Source organism: Nocardia concava NBRC 100430, from assembly GCF_000308815.1.
Lineage (GTDB): Bacteria > Actinomycetota > Actinomycetes > Mycobacteriales > Mycobacteriaceae > Nocardia > Nocardia concava.
Genome location: NZ_BAFX01000203.1, coordinates 34,344 through 53,620, shown reverse-complemented (window position 1 = coordinate 53,620; position 19,277 = coordinate 34,344). Strand labels below are relative to the sequence as shown.

Here is a 19,277-nt window from a genome sequence, read left to right as displayed (position 1 = left end):
CGTGGTGGAGGAGCCGTCGTTGGCCGCCGCGGTGGGTGCGCGGCCGGAGGTGGAGCGGTGGGTGTGGCGGTCGACGGCGGGCAGCTATCGGAAGTTGCTGGCGGCCGGGGTGCGGGTCGATCGGTGCTATGACGTCGAGGCGGCGGAGGCTCTGCTCATCGGGCATGAGGAGGGGCAGTCCGGGCAGCCGCGCTCGCTGGCGGCGGCCTGGGCTCGACTGCGCCGCCTGCCGGTGCCGCCGGACGCGCCCGCCCGGGCGGCCGACACCGAGCCGACCCTGTTCGAATCGGGTCCGGTGCCGCTGCCGTCGGGTGCGGACGAATTCGACGCGCTGGTCGAGGTTTACGCGGGTCAGCTCGCCCGCACCGCCCGGACCGAACATCCCGAGCGCATGCGGATGCTGTTCGCCGCCGAATCCGCGGGCATGCTGGTGGCCGCCGAGATGTCGCGGGCCGGGATTCCCTGGCGCGCCGATCTGCACCGGGAGTTGCTCGATTCGGTTCTGGGAGAACGCATGTCGGGCGGCGGCGAACCGCGGCGCATGGCCGAGCTGGCCGATGAGGTGTCGCGTGCCTTCGGCGAGGGCGTCCGGGTCCGGCCGGATCTGCCCAATGACATCATCAAGGCGTTCGCGCGCGCCGGAATCCTGTTGTCCTCCACCAGGAAATGGGAGCTCCAGGAGATCGACCACCCCGCGGTCGCGCCGCTGCTGGCCTACAAGTCGCTCTACCGCCTGTACACCGCGCACGGCTGGTCCTGGATCGACCAGTGGGTGCACGAGGGCCGCTTCCGTCCCGAATACCTGCCCGGCGGCACCGTCACCGGCCGCTGGACCACCAATGGCGGTGGCGCGCTGCAGATTCCGAAGCTGGTCCGCCGCGCCATTCGCGCCGATCCGGGCTGGCGGCTGGTGGTCGCCGACGCCGATCAGATGGAACCCCGCGTGCTGGCGGCGATCTCCCGCGATCCGGGCCTGATGGAGGTGGCCGGTCGCGGCGAGGACCTCTACGCGGACCTCGCGGCCCGCGCCTTCGGCGGCGACCGTGCCCAGGCGAAAATCGCCATGCTGGGCGCGATCTACGGCCAGACCTCCGGCGATGCCCTCACCCACATGGCCGAACTCCGCCGCCGCTACCCGGCCGCCGTCGCCTATGTCGACGACGCCGCCCACGCCGGTGAGGAGGGCCGCCTGGTCCGCACCTGGTTCGGCCGCACCTGCCCACCCGCGGTGTCGTTCGAGGCCGAGGACGGGTCCGCCTACAGCGCCAACACTCCCAGAGCCCGTGCGCGAGGCCGCTTCACCCGCAACTTCGTCGTCCAGGGCAGCGCCGCCGACTGGACCCTGCTCGTGCTGGCGGGCCTGCGCCAGTCGATGCACCAAGCGGGCCTCCGCGCCGAACTGGTCTTCTTCCAGCACGACGAGGTCATCGTCCACTGCCCCGAGGCGGAAGCCGAAACGGTCGCCGCCGTGATCGCCACCGCCGCCGACACCGCGGGCCAGCTCGCCTTCGGCCCCACCCCGGTCCGATTCCCGTTCACCACAGCGATAGTCGAGTGCTACGCCGACGCGAAATGAGCCGCGCTATCGGCTGATGCGACGCGGGGTCGACACGGTGGCCAGCTTGTCGGGATTGCGCAGGGCGTAGAAGTTGGTGATCATCCCGTCGCGGATCTCGATCAAGTACAGGCCCAGCAGCTGGTCGTTGCTGTACAGCGCCATCGCGGGCAGGTTGTTGCAATTGACCAGGTCGATCCGGTTGCCCGGCGCCGTCGCCAGCTTGCGGAACCGGTTGAGCAGGAACGAGGCGACCGTCTCCGCCCCGATAATCGGGTGCACGGCCGCGAGCACCTTGCCGCCGCCGTCGGCGGTCCAGACGACATCCGGGGCGAGCAGCGACATCAATGTGGTGGCGTCACCGGTCGCCGCCGCGGTCATGAACTGCTGGGTGACCCGCTCGATCTCCGCCGTATCAATGGGCTCGAACCTCTTGCGCCGCGCCTGCACATGCGACCGCGCGCGATGCCCGATCTGCCGAACCGTCCCGATGGATTTCCCGATCGCCGTGGCGATCTCCCCATAATCGAACCCGAACACCTCCCGGAGCACGAACACCGCCCGCTCATCGGGCGTCAGTGTCTCCAGCACGACAAGCATCGCCATCGACACCGATTCGGTCAGCACCAGATCCGCCGAGGCATCCCGCTCATCCAGCAACAACGGCTCCGGCAACCATGGCCCGACGTAGTCTTCCCGCCGCCGCGAACTACTCCGCAGCGCGTTCAACGCCTGATGAGTCACCAGCCGAGCCAGATACGACTTCGTATCCCGCACCGTCGCGAGATCCACTCCCGCCCAGCGCAAATAGCTGTCCTGCAACACATCATCGGCTTCACTCGCGCTCCCGAGAATCTCGTAGGCGATTGTGAACAACAACGGCCGCAAGACGGTGAACCGCTCAGCATGCTCCTCAGTGCTCATGCCCTCAGGACACCACCAACCCCTGCAACGTGACATCCCAACACTGTGACCTGGGTCACTGGACGGGAAGGGGTGAGTAGGCGTGATGAGTAGTTCGGCGGATTCGGGGGTTAGGGGTGTCCAATAGTTTTGGGAGGTCATGGGATTCGCGAACGGGAGGAATGGCGATGAACTATCCGGGGTGGCAGGGGGCCGAGGCGGCTCGGCGGGCCAATCAGGCGGCGCGGGAGTCGGGGCGGTTGGCGGGCGGGGGCGGTGGTGGCTGCTTGGTGAGCACGGTTGTCGCGTTGATGATCGTGTTGGGGGTGTTGATGGTGGCTGCGCCGGTGGCTTGGCGGATTCTCGGGTAGGGACACCGATCGCCGAGGCGGCGGCGAGCTGTCAGGGTCCTCACAGGAGACGCCATTACGGTGGCCACCGTGAATTTCATCAAAGGGGGATCGATGATCGAACAACGGCCGCTCGTCGGGTGGGCACGGACCGCATCGTCTGTGGCGCAGGTGCTTTCGACACCTGATCTCGACACCGTCGCAAGGGCCGTCGGTACGGCGGGTGCCCGTGGGGTGATCGCGCGTGGTCTGGGGCGCAGCTACGGGGATCCCGCGCAGAACGGTGGCGGCTTGGTTGTCGATATGACGGCCTTCGATCGGATTCATCACGTCGATCCCGACAGCGGTGTGGTCGATGTGGACGCGGGGGTCAGTCTCGACAGGTTGATGAGAGCGGTACTGCCGCAGGGGTTGTGGGTGCCGGTCTTGCCAGGTACCCGGCAGGTGACCGTGGGCGGGGCCATCGCCTCCGATATTCACGGCAAGAACCATCACTCGCATGGGAGCTTCGGTAACCATGTGCTGTCGATGGATCTGCTTACCGCGGATGGGGCGGTGCGGACCCTGACACCGGATGGCGTTGAGTCCGAGCTGTTCTGGGCGACGGTCGGCGGGATGGGGCTGACCGGCATCATCGTGCGGGCCCGAGTTCGGATGAAGCACACCGAGACCGCGTATTTCATCGTCGACAACGACCGCACGGCCAATCTCGACGAGACTATGGAGCTGCTCACCGGCGGGTCGGATGATGGCTATGAGTATTCGATGTCGGTGCCGGACACCATCAGCGCCGGGGCGAAGCTCGGCCGGGCCGGGTTCAGTCGCGGGTCGCTGGCGACGCTAGATCAGCTGCCGGCGAAGTTGCGCCGCGATCCGCTGAGATTCGATGCGCCGCAACTGTTCACGGTGCCCGACATCTTCCCGAACGGGATGGTCAACAACCTCACCATTCGGATGGCCGCCGAGGTCACCCACCGGTTCTACCCGAAGCACGCGCGCGGCCGGATCCAGAATCTGACGCAGTTCTATCACCCCCTGGACCTGCTGGGTGAATGGAACCGCGCCTACGGGCGGCGCGGCTTCCTGCAGTATCAGTTCTCCATGCCCTTCGGCGCGGAACAGCAACTGGCCGAGGCGGTTCGAGCCATCGCGCACTCGGGGCACCGCTCGTTTCTGAACGTCTTCAAGCGGATGGGTTCGAGCAATCCGGCCCCGCTGTCCTGGCCGCACCCCGGATTCATGCTCAGCCTGGACTTCCCGCTGAAACCCGGCCTGGCCGAGTTCTGTTCGGAACTCGACCGCCGGGTTCTCGATGCGGGCGGCCGTCTCTACTTCGCCAAGGACTCCCGCACGACGCCCGAGATGATCCGTGCGATGTATCCGCGCCTCGACGAGTGGCGACGGATCCGGGACGCCGTCGACCCCGAACGGATCTTCGCGTCCGACCTGTCCCGCCGTCTCCACCTCGTCGAGGATGGTGCCGCTATACGGGCTGGGGGATAGGGGCAACCGCTGCCTGGCGGCGGGTGCGTCGCCAGGCGTACGCCAGGAAGACGATCAGGCCGATCAGCGGAACGGTGCTGATCGCCCAGCTCAAACCCATTGGGGGACCGGGCTGTTCGAGGACCGTGAGGTTGGTGAGCTCGCCTTTGCCCGGGCCTTGGGGGCCGTCGATCGCGAAGCGGAAGGTCCAGGCTCCCTGCTGGTCGAGGGACCGGACGTCCAGGCCCCAGTCCTCGCGTTTGCGCGGGTGGCGGGACAGGGGCTCGATGCGGCGGGTCTTGCCGTTGGGCTGAACCTCGGTGAGGGTGCCGGACTTGTCGGCGATACCGCCATCCGGGATGAAGGTGAAATCCAGGGATTGCATCGCCCGCAAAGGCCATTGGCTGAAACCGACGGTCAGCGAATACGGTCCCGCCTGGACGCGTTCGGTGTGGACGATATTGACCGGCTCGTAGGCCGAGGCCGGACCGGCGGCGGCCATCGAGACAGCGAACACCGCGAGCAGCGTTGCGACGGCGGCGAACAGGCGCTTGATCATGCGAGAGTCTCCTGGCTCGGAGCGGTCAGGCGGAGCATGGTGCCGAAGCGCCAGCCGAGGAAGCCGCCCAGCGCGCCGAGGACGGCGGCGGCGACGGTCGTGGCGACGATGACCTCGCCGCGCGGGTAGTGGGCGTCATAGATCAGCACGACCTGAACGGGATTGAGGCCGCCGATGATCGCGCCGCCGAGGGCGCCGACCAGGGTGGGGACCAGGCGGGCGGTGCGCGTCGGATCGGGGGAGGTCCAGCGCATCAGGACGTCGATCACCAGGCCGACCAGGATCACGCAGAACGGGATCAAAGCAGGGGTGACGGGGATGCCGCGAATGTGTTCTCGCATCGGCAATCCCACGAAATCGGCGTAGGCGCGCGCCGCCCACGGCGCGAACCACCAGAACACGGCCTGGGTGGCGGAGGCGGCGACGGCGGTGATGGTCGCGCCCCAGCGGATGAAGCCCGCGCCCGCGATCAGCAGCAGGATCACCATGAACGCGGTGACCGCCACCGTCCAGCGAATGGTCCCGGCGCTGAGCCGCTGCACCGCCAGCGCGGTCACGGTGGAGCTGGTCGCCAGATGCGCGAGCGAGAGCAGCGCCCCGATGCGTCCCCAGGTATGGGAGCGGGCCGCCGCGAACACGATCACCGTGCCCACCGAGATCACCGTGCTGGACAGGAACAATCCGATGTGCGGCGGCGAATCGATGACGGCATCGAAGCCATAGAGGCTGTGCCACCACAGATCCCACAGTCCGTACAGCAGGAACGAGGCCGCGCCCAGCGCCGCCACCATGTACCCGAGCGGCGCGGTGAAGGTGCGCCCGAACACGCCGATGCCCGGCCCGCCCAGTTCACCGTCCACACGTCGTCCGGCGCGCCCGGCCGCCGAGGTGATGAGAATGACCGTCAGCCCGGTGAATCCGGCCACCGCCGCACTCGCGTAGATGAACAGGTGCGGCAGTGTGAAGAAGGTGTCGGGCCCGACATCGGAGTGCCACTGGATATCCCAGGTGGAACCGATGGAGAAGGTGAGGCTGGCCGCGAACAGGATGGCCGCGGGTAGCCAGGGGCGAAGGGTGACGGGTGCGCTCGCCTCGGCGGCTTTTATGCGCCCGTTGGCGGTGAGGTCCATGTGCTGCTCCTGCAATCAGTTGGCCTGGACGGAGAAGACGGCGCTACCGGATCCCGGTGCGCCGGAGAGTTTCACGGCGATCTCCCACTGCCCCGGCATGGGGAGATTCACCGTCGCGCGATAGTGGCCGGGGGTGACGGCGGTGGCGGTGCTCGGCGGCAGTGCGTGCCCCATCTGCGGCATGGCCGGCTCCACCGACACCCGATCCGGTGTCGCGGAATCGCCGCGCTGATCGGTGATGTCGAGGTCCACGGTGTTGTCGCCGGTACGCGCGGAATCGACCCGCAACGCCACCAGGTAGGGCCCGGCGGCACTGCGCGACACCGGTTTCGAGTCATCGGAGGGCCACAGCCACCAGGTCGCCAGGGCGGCCACGAGCAGGACGGTGGCGATCAGCACGCCGCGCCGCGCGGTCATCGCGGGCCTCCCGCACGCACGTCGACGGTGGCGGGCAGGGTCATGACGGAATACCCCCGTTCGGCTTGCGCCCACACCAGATAGCGGCCGGGCTGCGGAAAAGTGAAGGTGAAGGCCACATTCGGGCCGTAGGCGGCGACGGTCTCATCGGGCGGCTGCGCGCCGACGGAGGGCAGCGCCGTCATGGCGTGCGCGTGCGCCCAGATCGGGACCGTTGCCGCGGCGGTGCCGGTCGGAACGCCGTCCGGCAGCGGGCCGACCGCGATGAGATGGCCGAGCATCCCCAGCCAGGGCTGTAGGTCGGCGGCTCCGCCATAGGCGGCGGTGAGCGTGGTCGGTTCACCCGCGACGGCTTCGGTGGCGGTGAGCGTGCCGGATCCGGTCGCAGGGATTCCCGGTCCGGCGGCAGGCGCGCCCGGGCCGGCCGCACCGGTCGTGGGATCCACTGGGCTGGAGGCGGTTTCACCACCCATATGCAGCGAGCCCCGCAGCAGCTGCACCCCGCCGCCGCGCCGTGCGATCTCGGCGGCCACGGCATAATCGCCGGATTCGCTGAGCCCCAGATCGACCCGATACTCCCCGGGGGCGATCCGGATGGGATGTCGATGCCAGAACCTGCCGCCCGGCCCAACGACCATCAGATGGAGCAGCGCGTCATCGGTGACCAGCAGATCGTCCACCGGCCGCCCCGTCGCCGAATCGGTCAGCGACAGCTGCAATTCCGTGGTGGTTCCCGTCGCTCGCGCGGTGCGCACCGTCAGATTCACCGGCGGCCGTGAGTAATTCGTGGTCAGCGGCAGATCCCGCTCCGGGAACGGATTCCCGATATTCCCCGACGTCGGATCGAGCAGGCTCCCCGCCGCCCGCGGCTGGGGCGCACTCGCCGACAACACCGCCCCCGTCGTCCCGACGGTCAGCGCCGCGATCAACGCACCCACCGGAATCAGCGTCGGCCACCCGCGTTTCGACAGCACCGCGGTCCCCAACGCCACCAGCAGCAGCACCCCGGCGGCGAAGAATCCGCCGTAGGCCGCCCGCTCCCACGGCGTCACCACCCGCGCCGCGACCAGAAACGGAATCCGCGCCGTGCGCTCACCATCGGAGACCGTCAATTCCCACGGCCCGGAATGATCCACCCGCAAGGTCGCCGAATACACCCCCGGCTGACTCCCGAGTTCCACGGCCCCCGAGGAAGTCTCGGCATGCTGATCGACCGGAACGGCGGTCAGCGCCAGCGTCCCCGCCGCGGTCCCGGTATGCGTGACCACATCCACCCGCAACGGCCCTGGCTCACTGCGCCGCACGATCACCGTCAACTCCCGCCCGCCCAGCGACTGCGCCACGCTGAGGTCACCCCCGCTGACGGCGCCATCGGCCCGGGCGGCGGGAGCGGTCATCACGACGAGTCCCAGCAAGAGCGCGCCGAGCACACCCGCCACCAGGTATGCGCCGCGCAGGCGAACGATCAACGGCGGCTGCACCATTCCGAAACTACCCAAAAACCCGCCGCGAGAAATCCCACCCACGGGGGATGCCGAGTCAGGGTCCACCCCTACCGAACACCGAGTGGCCCATCAGCGTGGTCAGGCGAGGGATTCCAGGAGCCAGGTGGGGCCGACGGTGGTGGCGCCCAATGATTCGACGCGGGAACGCAATCCGCGGTCGGCCGTAACCACAGTGACCGGTCGGTTCGCGATGGCCTCCGCGACCACATCGACGATGGCGTCGTCACCGGAGCCGTCGGCCAGCACCAGGCGTAACCGCTCGTAGTCACCGTCCGCCGCAGCCTTGGCGGCCCCCTCGAGCACCACGGTCACCGAGGTGGTGGCGGGCAGTCGATCGCGCAGGACATCCAGCTGAGCGAGGAGTCGCCGCGCGGCCCCGGCCCGATCCCGCCACCAGCCATCCGGCCGCGACCCGACCACATTGGCGGCGTCGATCACGATCAACCGCTCGGCATCATCCACGACACCAGTCTCCACGGCCTTCACATCCGCGTGTCGGCCGGTGTATCGGCCAGGTCGGCGACGGCCGGGTGCGCTGTATTCAATTAGTTACGCAGTTCTGCCCCTTGTTCGGTGACCGTCGCCGGGAGAGTGAACAAGAAGTTGAATAATCCGCGCCGCTGATAGCCTGGGCCGATGGCGCTTCGCAATGCGGTTCTGGCCACCCTGTTGGAGGGCGAGGCCTCCGGGTACGACCTGGCCAAGGGGTTCGATGCCTCGGTCGCGAACTTCTGGCTCGCGACCCCGCAGCAGCTGTACAAGGAGCTGGAGCGCATGTCCGCGGAGGGGCTTATCGAGACGCGGGTGGTGGAGCAGGAGCGTCGACCGAACAAGCGCGTGCATGCGATCACGCCTGCTGGGCGGGCGGCGCTGCATGAGTTCATTGCCGAGCCCGCTAAACCGACCGCCATTCGCGACGAGATGATGGTCAAGGTTCAGGCCATGGATACCGGGGATGCCCCGGCTATCCGCGCCGCGGTCGCCGACAAGCTGGAGTGGTCGAAGGCGAAGCTGGCCCGGTATGAGCGGTTGCGCGGGCGGCTGCTCGATGGCCGCAGTGAACAGGCCTATCTGACCGAGGTGGAGCGGATCGGCCCTTATCTGAGCCTGTTGCGCGGAATCGCGCTCGAGCAGGAAAACATTCGGTGGGCCGAGTTCGTACTGCCGGTATTGGATCGGCGGATCGCGGCGACGGGTGGGTAGCCGTCGCCTGCCGTTTGCCGCGTGGATTGATACGGTGGCCGCCTGGCAAGTTGTCCACCGAAGAACAGGCAGTGATCAGCGTTGGCGTCCGAACCGATGGCAGGGGAGAGCGAATCGCGCCGTGGTGCCCCACGCACCAAACGGGGTGAGCGGACCCGCAGCGCCCTGATCGCCGCGGCCCGCGAGGTCTTCGAACGCGACGGCTACCTCGACGCGAAGATCGCGGATATCTCCAAGACCGCGGGCATGGCCTCGGGCTCGTTCTACACCTACTTCGACAGCAAGGAAGAGATCTTCGCCGCGCTGGTGGAGCAGGTCTCGGAGGAGATGCTGCACCCGCATGTGCGCGAGCGCAGCGGCATCACCGATCCGCGCGCGCTCATCGAGGCCGCCAATCGCGATTACCTGTTGTCCTACAAGCGCAATGCCCGCCTGATGGCCCTGTTCGAACAGGTCGCCCACATCGACGAGAACTTCCGCCGCCTGCGGGTGGAACGCGGAAAGGCGTTCGCGCAGCGCAATGCCCGCATGATCCGCGACCTGCAGGACTCCGGCCGGGCGAGCGCGGAGCTGGATCCCATGATCACCGCGCACGCGCTCTCCGGCATGGTCAGCCGCATGGCGAACCTGGTTTTCGTTCAGCACCAGCGCATCCCGTTCGAGAAGCTGGTCACCACGCTCACCGAGCTCTGGATCAATGCGATTCAGCTGAAATCCGAGTGATCAATCCAGTCCACGCAGGAAGTCGATCAGTGCGGTATTGACCTCGTCCGGCCGCTCCTGCTGAATCCAGTGGCCCGCGCCCTCGAGGATGACCGTCGCGCGCAGGTCGCTGAGCAGCGCCGACATCTTGTGCAGCGGCGTGAATTGAATGACCGGATCGGCGGATCCGGCGATGAACAGTGACGGCTGGCCGATCTTCACGCCCTCGAGGTGCGCGGTGCGCTCCCAGGTGCGATCCAGATTGCGGTAGTAGTTGAGGCCGCCGGTGAATCCGGTCGCGGTGAAAGCGTCGACGTAGTATTCGAATTCGGCCTCGCTGACCCACCCGGGCAACGGCGGCAACGGGTCGCCCGTGTTCAGGAAGGACTTCGCGCTCATGACGCCGTCTTGCAACAGGATCCGTCGCACATCGGCGTTCAGCACCGGATCGGCCACGCCCGGTTCCTGGAACCAGATCATGTAGAAGTCTTCGCCGAGCCGCGCCCGCATGATCGCCGTCGGCGGCCCCGACGAGCGCGGCGTCGCGGGCACGCTCAGCCCCGCCACCGCCCGCACCCGCTCCGGATGCTCGCGCGCCAGATGCCACACCACCGACGCACCCCAGTCGTGGCCCACGAAGACCGCGTCCTCGAGCCCGTAGGCGTCGAGTAATCCGACCAGGTCGTCACAGATGGTGAGCATGTCGTACTGATCGACCGCCTCCGGCCGCGAACTGCCGCCGTACCCGCGCATATCCGGTGTCAACGTCCGGTATCCCGCCTCGGCCACCGCGAAAACCTGATGCCGCCAGGAGAATCCGAGCTCCGGAAAGCCGTGGCAGAACACCACCGGCACACCCGCGCCGTGCTCGACGACATTCAACTCGATCCCATTGGTCGGCACGAGCCTGCTGCCCAGCCGCTTCCACTCGTCCACCAGTTGTGCTGTCTGCACCGGTTGTTCACCTCGCGACCGTTGTCGGTTGACGCCGGACCGACCGTCAACTTGAATCCGACGTAGATTTCATATTTCCATCAACCGGCCCACCCGATCCAGCCCGAGGCGGCGAAATCGATTGCCGGTATTGGCCGGAGGGAGCTCTACGTGCAGGTCACGGGCAGGAACGCCATTGTCACCGGCGGCGGTGGCGGCATCGGCGGCGCGCTGGCCGCGCGGCTGGTGCGTGCGGGTGCGCGGGTCGTGGTCGCCGATCTGGATGCCGCGGCGGCGGACGCGGTGGTGGCGGGCCTCGAGGCGGAATTCCCGGGTGCGGCCGTCGCGGTGGGGGGAAATGTCTCCGATCCGGCCTGCATCGAGGCGCTCATCGCCCGCTGCGAAGCCGAATTCGGTCCGGTCGATCTGTATTTCGCCAATGCAGGCGTGATCGGGCCGGTCGGGCTGGGGGAGGACAAGGACTGGGCGACCATCCTCGATGTGAACCTCAGTGCCCACATTCGCGCGGCCCGGCTGCTGGTCCCGGGTTGGCTCGAGCGTGGCGAGGGCTATTTCATCGGGACCGCGTCGGCGGCGGGCCTGCTCACCCAGATCGGTTCGGCCGCATACTCGGTCACCAAGCACGCGGCCGTAGGATTCGCCGAATGGCTGTCGGTGACCTACGGCGACCGTGGGATTCGCGTGAGCTGCCTGTGCCCGATGGGCGTGGAGACCCCGCTGCTGCGGGCGGGCGAGAACTCCGGGGACGCGCTCGGCATGGCGGCGACGCGGGCCGTCACGTCGGCGGGCGCGGTGCTCACTCCGGATTCGGTGGCCGAATTGGTGCTGGCGGCCGTCGATGACGAGCGATTCCTGATCCTGCCCCATCCGGAGGTGCTCGATATGTACCGTCGCAAGGGTGCCGACTACGACCGTTGGCTGTCGGGCATGCGGCACTACCAGGCACGCCTGCTCGAGCAGACCGACGGCCACTGAGTCGCGGTTACCTCGAGAGCACTGGGTATCAACGAAGATATCGGGAGACGAATTGAGTGACGAGCTACCTGGCCTCGACCTCGGACGACTTGCGTTGTGGCTGGCCGAGACTCGGCCGGGCCTGGTCAACGGACCGCTGACCGGCCGCTTGATCGCGGGCGGGAAATCCAATCTGACCTATGAGGTCAGCGACGGCACCGCGTCCTGGATAGTGCGCCGACCCCCGCTGGGCCATGTGCTCGCCACCGCCCACGACATGGCCCGCGAACACCGCGTCATCACCGCCCTGGCCGACACCGACGTCCCCGTGCCCGCTACCTACGCGCTCTGCGAGGACCCCGAAATCATCGGTGCGCCTTTCTATGTCATGGAGCGCGTCCTCGGCACCCCCTACCGCACCGCCGCGGAGCTGAAGCCCCTGGGCAGCGATCGGACCCACCGCATCGCGACCGGCCTCATCGACACCCTCGCGGCCCTGCACACCGTCGACCCCGTCGCGGTCGGCCTGGGCGACTTCGGCCGCCCCGACGGTTTCCTCGAACGCCAGGTCCGCCGCTGGAAGAAGCAGCTCGACGCCTCCTACAGCCGTGAGCTGCCCGCCGCCCTCGAACTGCACGAGCTGCTGGCCGAACACCTTCCGGCGCAATCGGCCACCGGCATCGTGCACGGCGACTACCGCCTCGACAATGTCCTCGTCGACGACGCCGACGAGGTCGCGGCCGTCATCGACTGGGAGATGGCCACCCTGGGCGACCCGCTCACCGATATCGGCCTGCTGCTGGTCTATCAGCGCATGAGCGACGTCGGCCTGACCGGTGTCAGCGATGTCGCCCTCGCGCCCGGATATCCGTCCGAATCCGAAGTGCGGGAACGCTATTCGGACCGCACCGGCCGCGACCTGTCCGGGATCGGGTTCTATATCGCGCTCGCCTCGTTCAAGCTGGCGGTGATCAGCGAGGGCATCTACTTCCGCTTCACCCACGGGCAGACCGTCGGTTCGGGTTTCGAGCACTTCGGCGACGGTGTCGAACCGTTGCTGCAAGCGGGTCTGGCCGCGCTCGGGGAGTCCTGACCCGCAACCCAGAGTTGAATCCGGAATCAAGTTCACGTACCGTCCGAAATCGGAAAACACGCCACGGTCAGGAGTTTTCGATGTTCGAGCTGTCGGAGAAGGCCCTCCGCTATCGCGACGACCTGCTCGCCTTCATGGACGAGCAGGTCTACCCCGCCGAGGCGGTGTACGAGGCGCAGATGGCCGAATCCGGCGACCCGCACTTCCAGCCGCCCATCGTCGAGGAACTCAAGACCGAAGCGAAGAAGCGCGGCCTGTGGAACCTCTTCCACCCGCATCCGCAGTGGGGTCCGGGCCTGACCAATCTCGAGTACGCGCCGCTGGCCGAAATCATGGGCCGCAGTGCGCATCTCGCGCCGGAGGCCACCAACTGCTCGGCCCCCGACACCGGAAACATGGAGGTGCTGACGCTCTTCGGCACGCCAGAGCATCAGCAGCAGTGGCTGCGGCCGCTGCTCGACGGCGAGATCCGCTCCGCCTTCGCCATGACCGAGCCCGCCGTAGCCAGCTCCGATGCCACCAATATCCAGCTGCGCATGGATCGCGACGGCGACGACTACGTGCTCAACGGCCGCAAGTGGTGGACTTCCAATGCCCTGCACCGCAATTGCAAGGTGCTCATCGTGATGGGCAAGACCGACACCACCGCGCCCACGCACCGCCAGCAGTCGATGATGGTCGTGCCGATCGACACTCCCGGCGTGACGGTCCAGCGCGGCCTGCCGGTCTTCGGCTACCAGGACCGCGAGGGCCACGCCGAGGTGACCTTCGAGAACGTGCGCGTGCCCAAGACCGCGCTGCTCGCCGGCGAGGGCGACGGGTTCATGATCAGCCAGGCGCGCCTGGGGCCCGGCCGCATCCACCACTGCATGCGCTCGATCGGCATGGCCGAGCGCGCCCTGGATCTGATGATCGACCGCGCGCAGTCGCGCACGACCTTCGGTGAGCCGGTGGCGAATCGGGCCAATATCCAGGATTGGATCGCCGAGTCGCGCATCGAGATCGACATGGCGCGGCTGCTGACCCTCAAGGCCGCGTACCTGATGGACACGGTCGGCAACAAGGCCGCGCGCACCGAGATCGCCGCCATCAAGGTGGCCGCGCCCAATGTCGCGCTGAAGGTGGTCGACCGGGCCATTCAGGTGCACGGCGGCGGCGGTGTCTCCGATGACTTCCCGCTGGCCAGCATGTACGCGCACCTGCGCACCCTGCGTCTGGCCGACGGGCCCGACGAGGTGCACAAGCGCTCGATCGCGCAGTGGGAACTGCGCCGCCGCGACCCGAACTGGGGCAAGAAGGCGTAATCACACCGGCCGCGTAATTACAGCGCGGAAGCTGGCGTAATTACAGGGCCTTCGTAATTACAAGGCCCGCAACAACTCCGCCGCCAGCGGAGCCGAGGAGGCCGGATTCTGCCCCGTGTACAGATTCCGGTCCACCTCGATGTGCGGTGCCCACGGCTCGCCGACGCGGAAGTCCACGCCGAGCGCCTCCAGCCGGTCCTGCAGCAGCCACTTGGCCTTGTCGGCGAAACCGGCCTGCGTCTCTTCGGCATTGGTGAAGCCGGTGACGCGGTACCCGGCGAACGGTGAACTGCCCGCCACGTCGGCGGTGGCCAGTAGCGCCGCCGGTGCATGGCACACGACGCCCAGCGGCTTGCCCGACGCGAGCGCGTCGTTGAGCAGCTTCCCGGACACCGGATCGACCGCGAGATCCTCCATCGGCCCGTGCCCGCCCGGGTAGTACACCGCATCGAAATCGGCCAGGTCGACCGTCGCGAGATCCACCGGCCGCGTGAGTTCGGCCGCCGCATCCAGGATCTCGGCAATGCGCGCCGCGCCCTCGACCCCGCCGTTCGCCTCCGGCGCCAGACTGCCGTGATCCACCGCGGGCACCACCGCTCCCGGCGTCGCCACCACGATCTCGTGCCCGGCCTTCGTGAACGCCTCGTACGGCGCGACGAACTCCTCCGCCCAATAGCCGGTCGGATGCTTGCTGCCGTCGGCCAACGTCCAGTAATCGACGCCGGTCATGACGAACAGGATCTTTGCCATCGAACTCTCCTCGCGTGCCTCGGTTGCGGATACCACGCTAGGCAGTGCCGATATCTGCCCGCCAATAGGAGATCCTATGGCCGCCATCGAGGATTCGATCGGAGGCTCAGGCGGGCTTGGTGGCGGTGAGCAGCCGGGTGGCGACCCAGGGCCCGCCCCACCACATGCGCCAGCCGAGATCGCGGTGGTGGATGTCGGTGAGACCGAGCTCTTGCACGCGGGCGAGATACGACCGCGTGTGCATCAGGTCCGCGATGGCCAGCCGTCCGCCGGGGCGTAGCACGCGAACGGCCTCGTCGATGGCTTTCCGGCGGGCCTCGGCATCCGGGAGATTGTGGATGACCAGGCTGCTGAGGATCACGTCGAAGCTGTTGTCGGGGAACGGGAGTCGGGTGATATCACCGGTCTCGAGCGTGACCCGGTCGGCCACTCCTTCGAGCTCGGCATTGCGCCGGGTCACCTCGGGACTGTTACCGGTTTGATCGGCCCGCCAGATATCTATACCGACGGCGCGCCCGCGCGGCAGTAACTGCGCCGCCCGCAACAGCACCGCTCCCCGCCCACACCCCAGGTCCAGCACGTGCTCATCGCCCCGCAAGCCCAGCCCACCCAGAATCCGTTCCCACACTTCGAATTTCCCCACCAGCGTGGCGCGCAGATAGCTGCCGACGAAGGCCGCGAACCAGAGCGCGACCAGCCCGGTGATCAGCGCCGCGAGCCACGCGCCCGCCACCAGGCTCCCGATCGTCCCGCCGATCAGCACCGCGCCGATGACGGCGACGATCACGCCTTGCGTGCGCGCCGACACCTTCTCGAAGTCCCCGTCGATCCCGTACTCACCGCGGCGTCCCGCCGTTTTCAAACCGAACATCACCCCAGCATGCGCCTGACAGCGACGTGTCAGGCCGGTGTCAGCGCGGTGTAAGCGCGGGTGGCGACAGTGATTCTCGTGAACAGCACAGCATTCGCCGCCCCCGGGACCATCGATCTGAGCATCGGGACCGACGCCTACCCGGCGCTGCGTACGGCGGCACTCGAGCGGGCCGCCCGCGTGCAGGGCTTCCTGCGCGGCGACCACGCGCTCGCCCAGCTGATCCGGTTCGCCGTGGTCGGCGGGATGAGCAATATCGCGTACGCGCTGCTGTTCATGGCCATGAACGGAATCGGCCCGCTGGTCGCCAATATCGCCGGATCGATCGTCAGCACCGTGATCGCCAATGAGCTGCACCGCCAGCTCACCTTCCAGGCGGCCGGGCGGGTCGGCTGGTTCAAGGCGCAGTGGGAGGGCGGCGGCCTGGCCCTGATCGGGCTGCTGATCAGCACCGCGGCACTGGCCGGACTCGGCTTCTGGGCCCCCGGGCTCGGTGAGCTCGCCCAGGCCGGCGCGGTGATCGCGATCATGGCCGCGGTCGGCGGCGCACGCTTCGTGGCACTGCGCGGATTCGTGTTCTGAGTGATCAGGTTCAGGGTCCGGGTCCGGGCCTTCCCTGATGCGCGGGCCGGATTCCGGTCGCAGGATGGAATGAGAGTGATATGTGGTCGATACGAGGAGGAATCATGACCACGGGTGGATACGGCTACGACCCGTACGCGGGGCCGGTCGTCGGGGTGACCCCGGCCGGAATCGGCAGCCGCGCGCTCGCCCGATTCATCGACTGGATCATCGCCGGCATCGTCGGCGGCATCCTGTTCTGGATCCTGGACAAGGGCTCGGGCCTGCCGGGTTGGGCCTCGATCCTGCCGGGCGCGGGATTCGGGTTCCTCTACTTCGTGTTCTTCGAGGTGGCGAGCGGTTCGACACCGGGCAAGAAGCTGCTCGGCCTGCACGTCAACGGTTCTCGCGGCGCGGCCAAGCCGAGCCTCGCGGACTCCGCCAAGCGCAATGCCTACATGCTGCTGAACCTGATCCCGTGGATCGGTGGCCTGCTGTGGTTCTGCGCGGCGATCGCCATCGCGGTGACGGTGAGCGCGAGCCCCACCAAACAGGGCTGGCACGACAATTTCGCCGACGGCACCCAGGTCGTCAAACGCTGATCGCCGAACCGGCTGCGGGCCCTATCGATTGGCCCGCAGCCAGTCGGTGATGACGGTGAAGTGGGCGTCGCCCAGGGCCGTGGTCAGGCAGGAAGGCCCGCCGTGCCACGGGGTAGAAGGGTGCCGCCGACATCGAGGAAAAGTATCGGTTCGGTCGGATCGCCCTGCACGGAAACTATTGTGGGGGACCGGCATACTGTTGGGCATGCGGCGTGGAGGATCGGGTTGGGTTCGGCCGTGGGCCCTCCGGATGGGGACGGTGTGCGCTGTGGCTCTGGAGTTGCTGCTGACCGGATGCGGCAAGGGGCCCGCAGAACCCGCGCCGCCGCCAGCGGCCGTACCGCAGCGGAACGCGCCCGGCAGCGCCGAGTATCTGCTGGAATCCAGCGACAAGTACTACGCGGATCTGCGCGCCACCCTGCCGACCGTCAATGACGTCCGGGTGCGGGCGAATCTCGAACGGCTGATCCGGACCCCGGTGGCCGAATGGCTGCCGCGCGACCTGGATATCACCGTCGGCACGATCCGCCAGGACATCGCGCGAGCGCACACCACCGAATCGATCCCGATGTTCGTCGCCTACGGCATCCCGGGACGCGACCTGCACGGCGAATCAGGTGGGGGACAGGCCGGAATGGACGCCTACAAGCAGTGGATCACAGGCGTCAGCGACGCCATCGGCGCGAACCCCGCGATCGTGATCCTGGAACCCGACGCCCTCGCCCACACCACCGAGATGAACGAGCCCGACCGCACGGCCCGCCTCTCTCTACTGGCCTTCGCGTACGCCCAACTGCTGCAACATAATCCGTCAACCGCGGTATACGTCGACGTCGGCAACAGCACCTGGGTCGACCCGGCCCGCGTAGCCGAACTGCTCCACGCGGTCAGCCCCTCCCAACCGGTCTCCGGCATCTCCCTCAACGTGGCCAACCGCCGCCCCGAGCCCGAAATCCGTGCCTACGCCACCCGAATCGAACAGGCCTACGGCCACCAACTCTTCGTAATGATCGACAACTCGGTCAACGGCGCCCCCAACACCGCAGACCTGGTCGCTTGGTGCAACCCCCAAGGCCAAAAAGTAGGAACCCTCCCCACCACCCACTTCGACCCCACCGCCCTCATCGAACACGCCTTCATCAAAACCCCCGGCCAATCCGACGGCCGCTGCGGCACCAGCGACCAACCCGCCGGCGAATTCGACCGCCAACTCCTCCTCGACCAACTCTCCTAGACCCATCCCCCCAATACGGTGACCGATCGCCGCTGCCCGAGGCTGTCGCCTTGCCACACATCAAGATTTCGGCCCGTCATGCCGCTTGTCGCGCCGGCTGAACCGGTGAGCGCGCTGTGGTGGAAGATCAACTGGGAGTGGGGAATCGGGGGGTGGGGGAGCGGCGCGCGCGCAAGGTGCGTGCAAGGTCGGTGCAAGGGGCGACAGTGTTGGTGTGAGTACCGTCGATGGAGTGAATGATGATCGAAATAATGTGGTAGCGCGGCCGTTTCGGTTTTCTGTTGGTCTCGGCGGGGGTGAGTCGCGGGTTGGGTGGCGGAAGAAGGCGCAGCAGGCTGAGGACCTGGGGTATGACGTGGTTACGGTGCCGGATCATCTGGGGATGATCTCGCCGTTTCCCGCGGTGATCGCGATGGCGGAGGCGACGGATCGGGTGCGGGTCGGCACCATGGTGCTGGATGGGGCGTTCTATCGGTCGGCTTGGCTGGCTCGGGACGTCGCTAGCGTGGCGCAGCTGACCGACGGGCGGTTCGAGTTGGGGCTCGGTGCCGGACCGGATTTCGCGAAACCGGAGTTCGAGGCTCTGGGGCTGCCGTTTCCGAGCGGGCGGCAGCGCATCGAGCATCTGCGCGAGCTGATCGTCGACACCAAGGCGCTGTTCGCGGGTGATCATCAACCGCCGGTGCAGCACCGCATTCCGCTGCTGGTGGCCGGGGGCGGCGACCGCCTGCTGCGGGTGGCCGCCGAACACGCCGACACCATCTCGTTGGCCGGAATACCCGTCGATTCCGATATCGACTCCGACGAGACCGGCGACGCCGCGCTCGCCCGCCGCTCCCGATTCGTCCGCGAGGCTGCCGGAACCCGTTTCGCCGATATCGAATTGGGGCTGACGGTGCAGGCGGTGGAGGTCGAGGGACACGGCGAGGTCGATCTGACACTCCCGCGCATGTTCCAGCCCACCTTCTCCGATGCCCAGCTCCGCCACCTGCCCGGATTCCTCCACGGATCGGCACGCGACATCGCCGACACCCTGCGCCGATACCGCGACGAATACTCGGTCACCCATTTCTCGATCAACGAGGCGCAGATGACCGCACTGGCGAAGGTGATCGAAGACCTTCGGTAAACCCTCGGAGGCACTCTGA

At 67.7% G+C, this 19,277-nt stretch carries 21 protein-coding genes; 11 read left to right on the top strand and 10 right to left on the bottom strand.

Going from position 1 to position 19,277, the window contains the following annotated elements:
• Positions 1–19: 19 nt before the first annotated feature.
• Entirely contained in the window at positions 20–1,576 is a 1,557-nt protein-coding gene (locus ON43_RS40310; RefSeq protein WP_245569054.1) for a bifunctional 3'-5' exonuclease/DNA polymerase, read from the top strand.
• Between the two features lie 6 nt (positions 1,577–1,582).
• Here ON43_RS40310 and sigJ read toward each other — a convergent pair whose 3' ends face one another.
• A complete protein-coding gene (sigJ, locus tag ON43_RS40305; protein ID WP_040816176.1) occupies positions 1,583–2,479 on the bottom strand; it encodes an RNA polymerase sigma factor SigJ in 897 nt (298 codons plus the stop codon).
• A gap of 214 nt (positions 2,480–2,693) precedes the next feature.
• A complete protein-coding gene (locus ON43_RS45365; RefSeq protein WP_157514425.1) occupies positions 2,694–2,873 on the bottom strand; it encodes a hypothetical protein in 180 nt (59 codons plus the stop codon).
• Positions 2,874–2,922: 49 nt separating this feature from the next.
• Between ON43_RS45365 and dprE1 the strand changes: the two genes are divergently transcribed.
• Positions 2,923–4,311, top strand: a complete 1,389-nt coding sequence (dprE1, locus tag ON43_RS40295; RefSeq protein WP_040816239.1) for a decaprenylphosphoryl-beta-D-ribose oxidase — start codon at positions 2,923–2,925, stop codon at positions 4,309–4,311.
• Here the strand turns inward: dprE1 and ON43_RS40290 are convergent.
• The 5 genes from ON43_RS40290 to ON43_RS40270 form a co-directional block, all read right to left on the bottom strand.
• Entirely contained in the window at positions 4,292–4,849 is a 558-nt protein-coding gene (locus ON43_RS40290) for a hypothetical protein (protein ID WP_040816174.1), read from the bottom strand. The two genes, dprE1 and ON43_RS40290, sit on opposite strands and share 20 nt — an antisense overlap.
• Positions 4,846–5,979 carry a hypothetical protein gene (locus ON43_RS40285; protein ID WP_040816238.1) on the bottom strand — a complete coding sequence of 378 codons (1,134 nt, stop codon included), beginning with the start codon at positions 5,977–5,979 and terminating at the stop codon, positions 4,846–4,848. Before ON43_RS40285 ends, ON43_RS40290 begins: the two co-directional genes overlap by 4 nt.
• A gap of 15 nt (positions 5,980–5,994) precedes the next feature.
• Positions 5,995–6,396, bottom strand: coding sequence for a FixH family protein (locus tag ON43_RS40280; protein ID WP_040816173.1), 402 nt, complete (start codon positions 6,394–6,396; stop codon positions 5,995–5,997).
• On the bottom strand, positions 6,393–7,877 hold the full coding sequence (locus ON43_RS40275) for a DUF8832 domain-containing protein (RefSeq protein ID WP_218003517.1): 1,485 nt from the start codon (positions 7,875–7,877) through the stop codon (positions 6,393–6,395). Before ON43_RS40275 ends, ON43_RS40280 begins: the two co-directional genes overlap by 4 nt.
• 102 nt (positions 7,878–7,979) lie before the next feature.
• Entirely contained in the window at positions 7,980–8,363 is a 384-nt protein-coding gene (locus ON43_RS40270) for a hypothetical protein (protein ID WP_174416538.1), read from the bottom strand.
• Positions 8,364–8,537: 174 nt separating this feature from the next.
• Between ON43_RS40270 and ON43_RS40265 the strand changes: the two genes are divergently transcribed.
• Both ON43_RS40265 and ON43_RS40260 read left to right on the top strand, forming a co-directional pair.
• Positions 8,538–9,104, top strand: a complete 567-nt coding sequence (locus ON43_RS40265; protein ID WP_040816172.1) for a PadR family transcriptional regulator — start codon at positions 8,538–8,540, stop codon at positions 9,102–9,104.
• 96 nt (positions 9,105–9,200) lie between these two features.
• Entirely contained in the window at positions 9,201–9,827 is a 627-nt protein-coding gene (locus ON43_RS40260; protein ID WP_051180121.1) for a TetR/AcrR family transcriptional regulator, read from the top strand.
• On the opposite strand, the gene ON43_RS40255 is transcribed toward ON43_RS40260, so the two are convergent.
• Positions 9,828–10,760, bottom strand: coding sequence for an alpha/beta fold hydrolase (locus ON43_RS40255; RefSeq protein WP_086008113.1), 933 nt, complete (start codon positions 10,758–10,760; stop codon positions 9,828–9,830).
• A gap of 150 nt (positions 10,761–10,910) precedes the next feature.
• Between ON43_RS40255 and ON43_RS40250 the strand changes: the two genes are divergently transcribed.
• The 3 genes from ON43_RS40250 (at position 10,911) to ON43_RS40240 (ending at position 14,111) form a co-directional block, all read left to right on the top strand.
• A complete protein-coding gene (locus tag ON43_RS40250; RefSeq protein ID WP_040816170.1) occupies positions 10,911–11,735 on the top strand; it encodes an SDR family oxidoreductase in 825 nt (274 codons plus the stop codon).
• Positions 11,736–11,787: 52 nt separating this feature from the next.
• Positions 11,788–12,807, top strand: coding sequence for a phosphotransferase family protein (locus tag ON43_RS40245; RefSeq protein WP_040816168.1), 1,020 nt, complete (start codon positions 11,788–11,790; stop codon positions 12,805–12,807).
• 80 nt (positions 12,808–12,887) lie between these two features.
• Complete coding sequence (locus ON43_RS40240) at positions 12,888–14,111, top strand: acyl-CoA dehydrogenase family protein (RefSeq protein ID WP_040816166.1); 1,224 nt, start codon at positions 12,888–12,890, stop codon at positions 14,109–14,111.
• Between the two features lie 57 nt (positions 14,112–14,168).
• Here ON43_RS40240 and ON43_RS40235 read toward each other — a convergent pair whose 3' ends face one another.
• Entirely contained in the window at positions 14,169–14,861 is a 693-nt protein-coding gene (locus ON43_RS40235) for a type 1 glutamine amidotransferase domain-containing protein (RefSeq protein ID WP_040816165.1), read from the bottom strand.
• A 106-nt stretch (positions 14,862–14,967) separates the two neighbouring features.
• Positions 14,968–15,732, bottom strand: a complete 765-nt coding sequence (locus ON43_RS40230; protein ID WP_040816164.1) for a class I SAM-dependent methyltransferase — start codon at positions 15,730–15,732, stop codon at positions 14,968–14,970.
• 78 nt (positions 15,733–15,810) lie between these two features.
• Here ON43_RS40230 and ON43_RS40225 point away from each other — a divergent pair, with 78 nt between their 5' ends.
• The 4 genes from ON43_RS40225 (at position 15,811) to ON43_RS40210 (ending at position 19,258) form a co-directional block, all read left to right on the top strand.
• Entirely contained in the window at positions 15,811–16,314 is a 504-nt protein-coding gene (locus ON43_RS40225) for a GtrA family protein (protein ID WP_373283534.1), read from the top strand.
• A gap of 104 nt (positions 16,315–16,418) precedes the next feature.
• Positions 16,419–16,895: an RDD family protein gene (locus ON43_RS40220; protein ID WP_040816163.1), complete on the top strand. Its 477-nt coding sequence runs from the start codon at positions 16,419–16,421 to the stop codon at positions 16,893–16,895.
• A gap of 268 nt (positions 16,896–17,163) precedes the next feature.
• Positions 17,164–18,129, top strand: a complete 966-nt coding sequence (locus ON43_RS40215) for a glycoside hydrolase family 6 protein (protein WP_051180119.1) — start codon at positions 17,164–17,166, stop codon at positions 18,127–18,129.
• 214 nt (positions 18,130–18,343) lie between these two features.
• On the top strand, positions 18,344–19,258 hold the full coding sequence (locus tag ON43_RS40210) for a TIGR03621 family F420-dependent LLM class oxidoreductase (RefSeq protein ID WP_083914311.1): 915 nt from the start codon (positions 18,344–18,346) through the stop codon (positions 19,256–19,258).
• Positions 19,259–19,277: the final 19 nt, after the last annotated feature.

Bases quoted from the DNA above. Each gene is read 5' to 3' on its own strand.
- sigJ (WP_040816176.1), bottom strand. From the start codon at position 2,479: ATGAGCACTGAGGAGCATGCTGAGCGGTTCACCGTCTTGCGGCCGTTG.
- dprE1 (WP_040816239.1), top strand. From the start codon at position 2,923: ATGATCGAACAACGGCCGCTCGTCGGGTGGGCACGGACCGCATCGTCT.
- ON43_RS40260 (WP_051180121.1), top strand. From the start codon at position 9,201: ATGGCAGGGGAGAGCGAATCGCGCCGTGGTGCCCCACGCACCAAACGG.
- ON43_RS40235 (WP_040816165.1), bottom strand. From the start codon at position 14,861: ATGGCAAAGATCCTGTTCGTCATGACCGGCGTCGATTACTGGACGTTG.
- ON43_RS40240 (WP_040816166.1), top strand. From the start codon at position 12,888: ATGTTCGAGCTGTCGGAGAAGGCCCTCCGCTATCGCGACGACCTGCTC.
- ON43_RS40230 (WP_040816164.1), bottom strand. From the start codon at position 15,732: ATGTTCGGTTTGAAAACGGCGGGACGCCGCGGTGAGTACGGGATCGAC.
- ON43_RS40220 (WP_040816163.1), top strand. From the start codon at position 16,419: ATGACCACGGGTGGATACGGCTACGACCCGTACGCGGGGCCGGTCGTC.
- ON43_RS40290 (WP_040816174.1), bottom strand. From the start codon at position 4,849: ATGATCAAGCGCCTGTTCGCCGCCGTCGCAACGCTGCTCGCGGTGTTC.
- ON43_RS40285 (WP_040816238.1), bottom strand. From the start codon at position 5,979: ATGGACCTCACCGCCAACGGGCGCATAAAAGCCGCCGAGGCGAGCGCA.
- ON43_RS40265 (WP_040816172.1), top strand. From the start codon at position 8,538: ATGGCGCTTCGCAATGCGGTTCTGGCCACCCTGTTGGAGGGCGAGGCC.
- ON43_RS40280 (WP_040816173.1), bottom strand. From the start codon at position 6,396: ATGACCGCGCGGCGCGGCGTGCTGATCGCCACCGTCCTGCTCGTGGCC.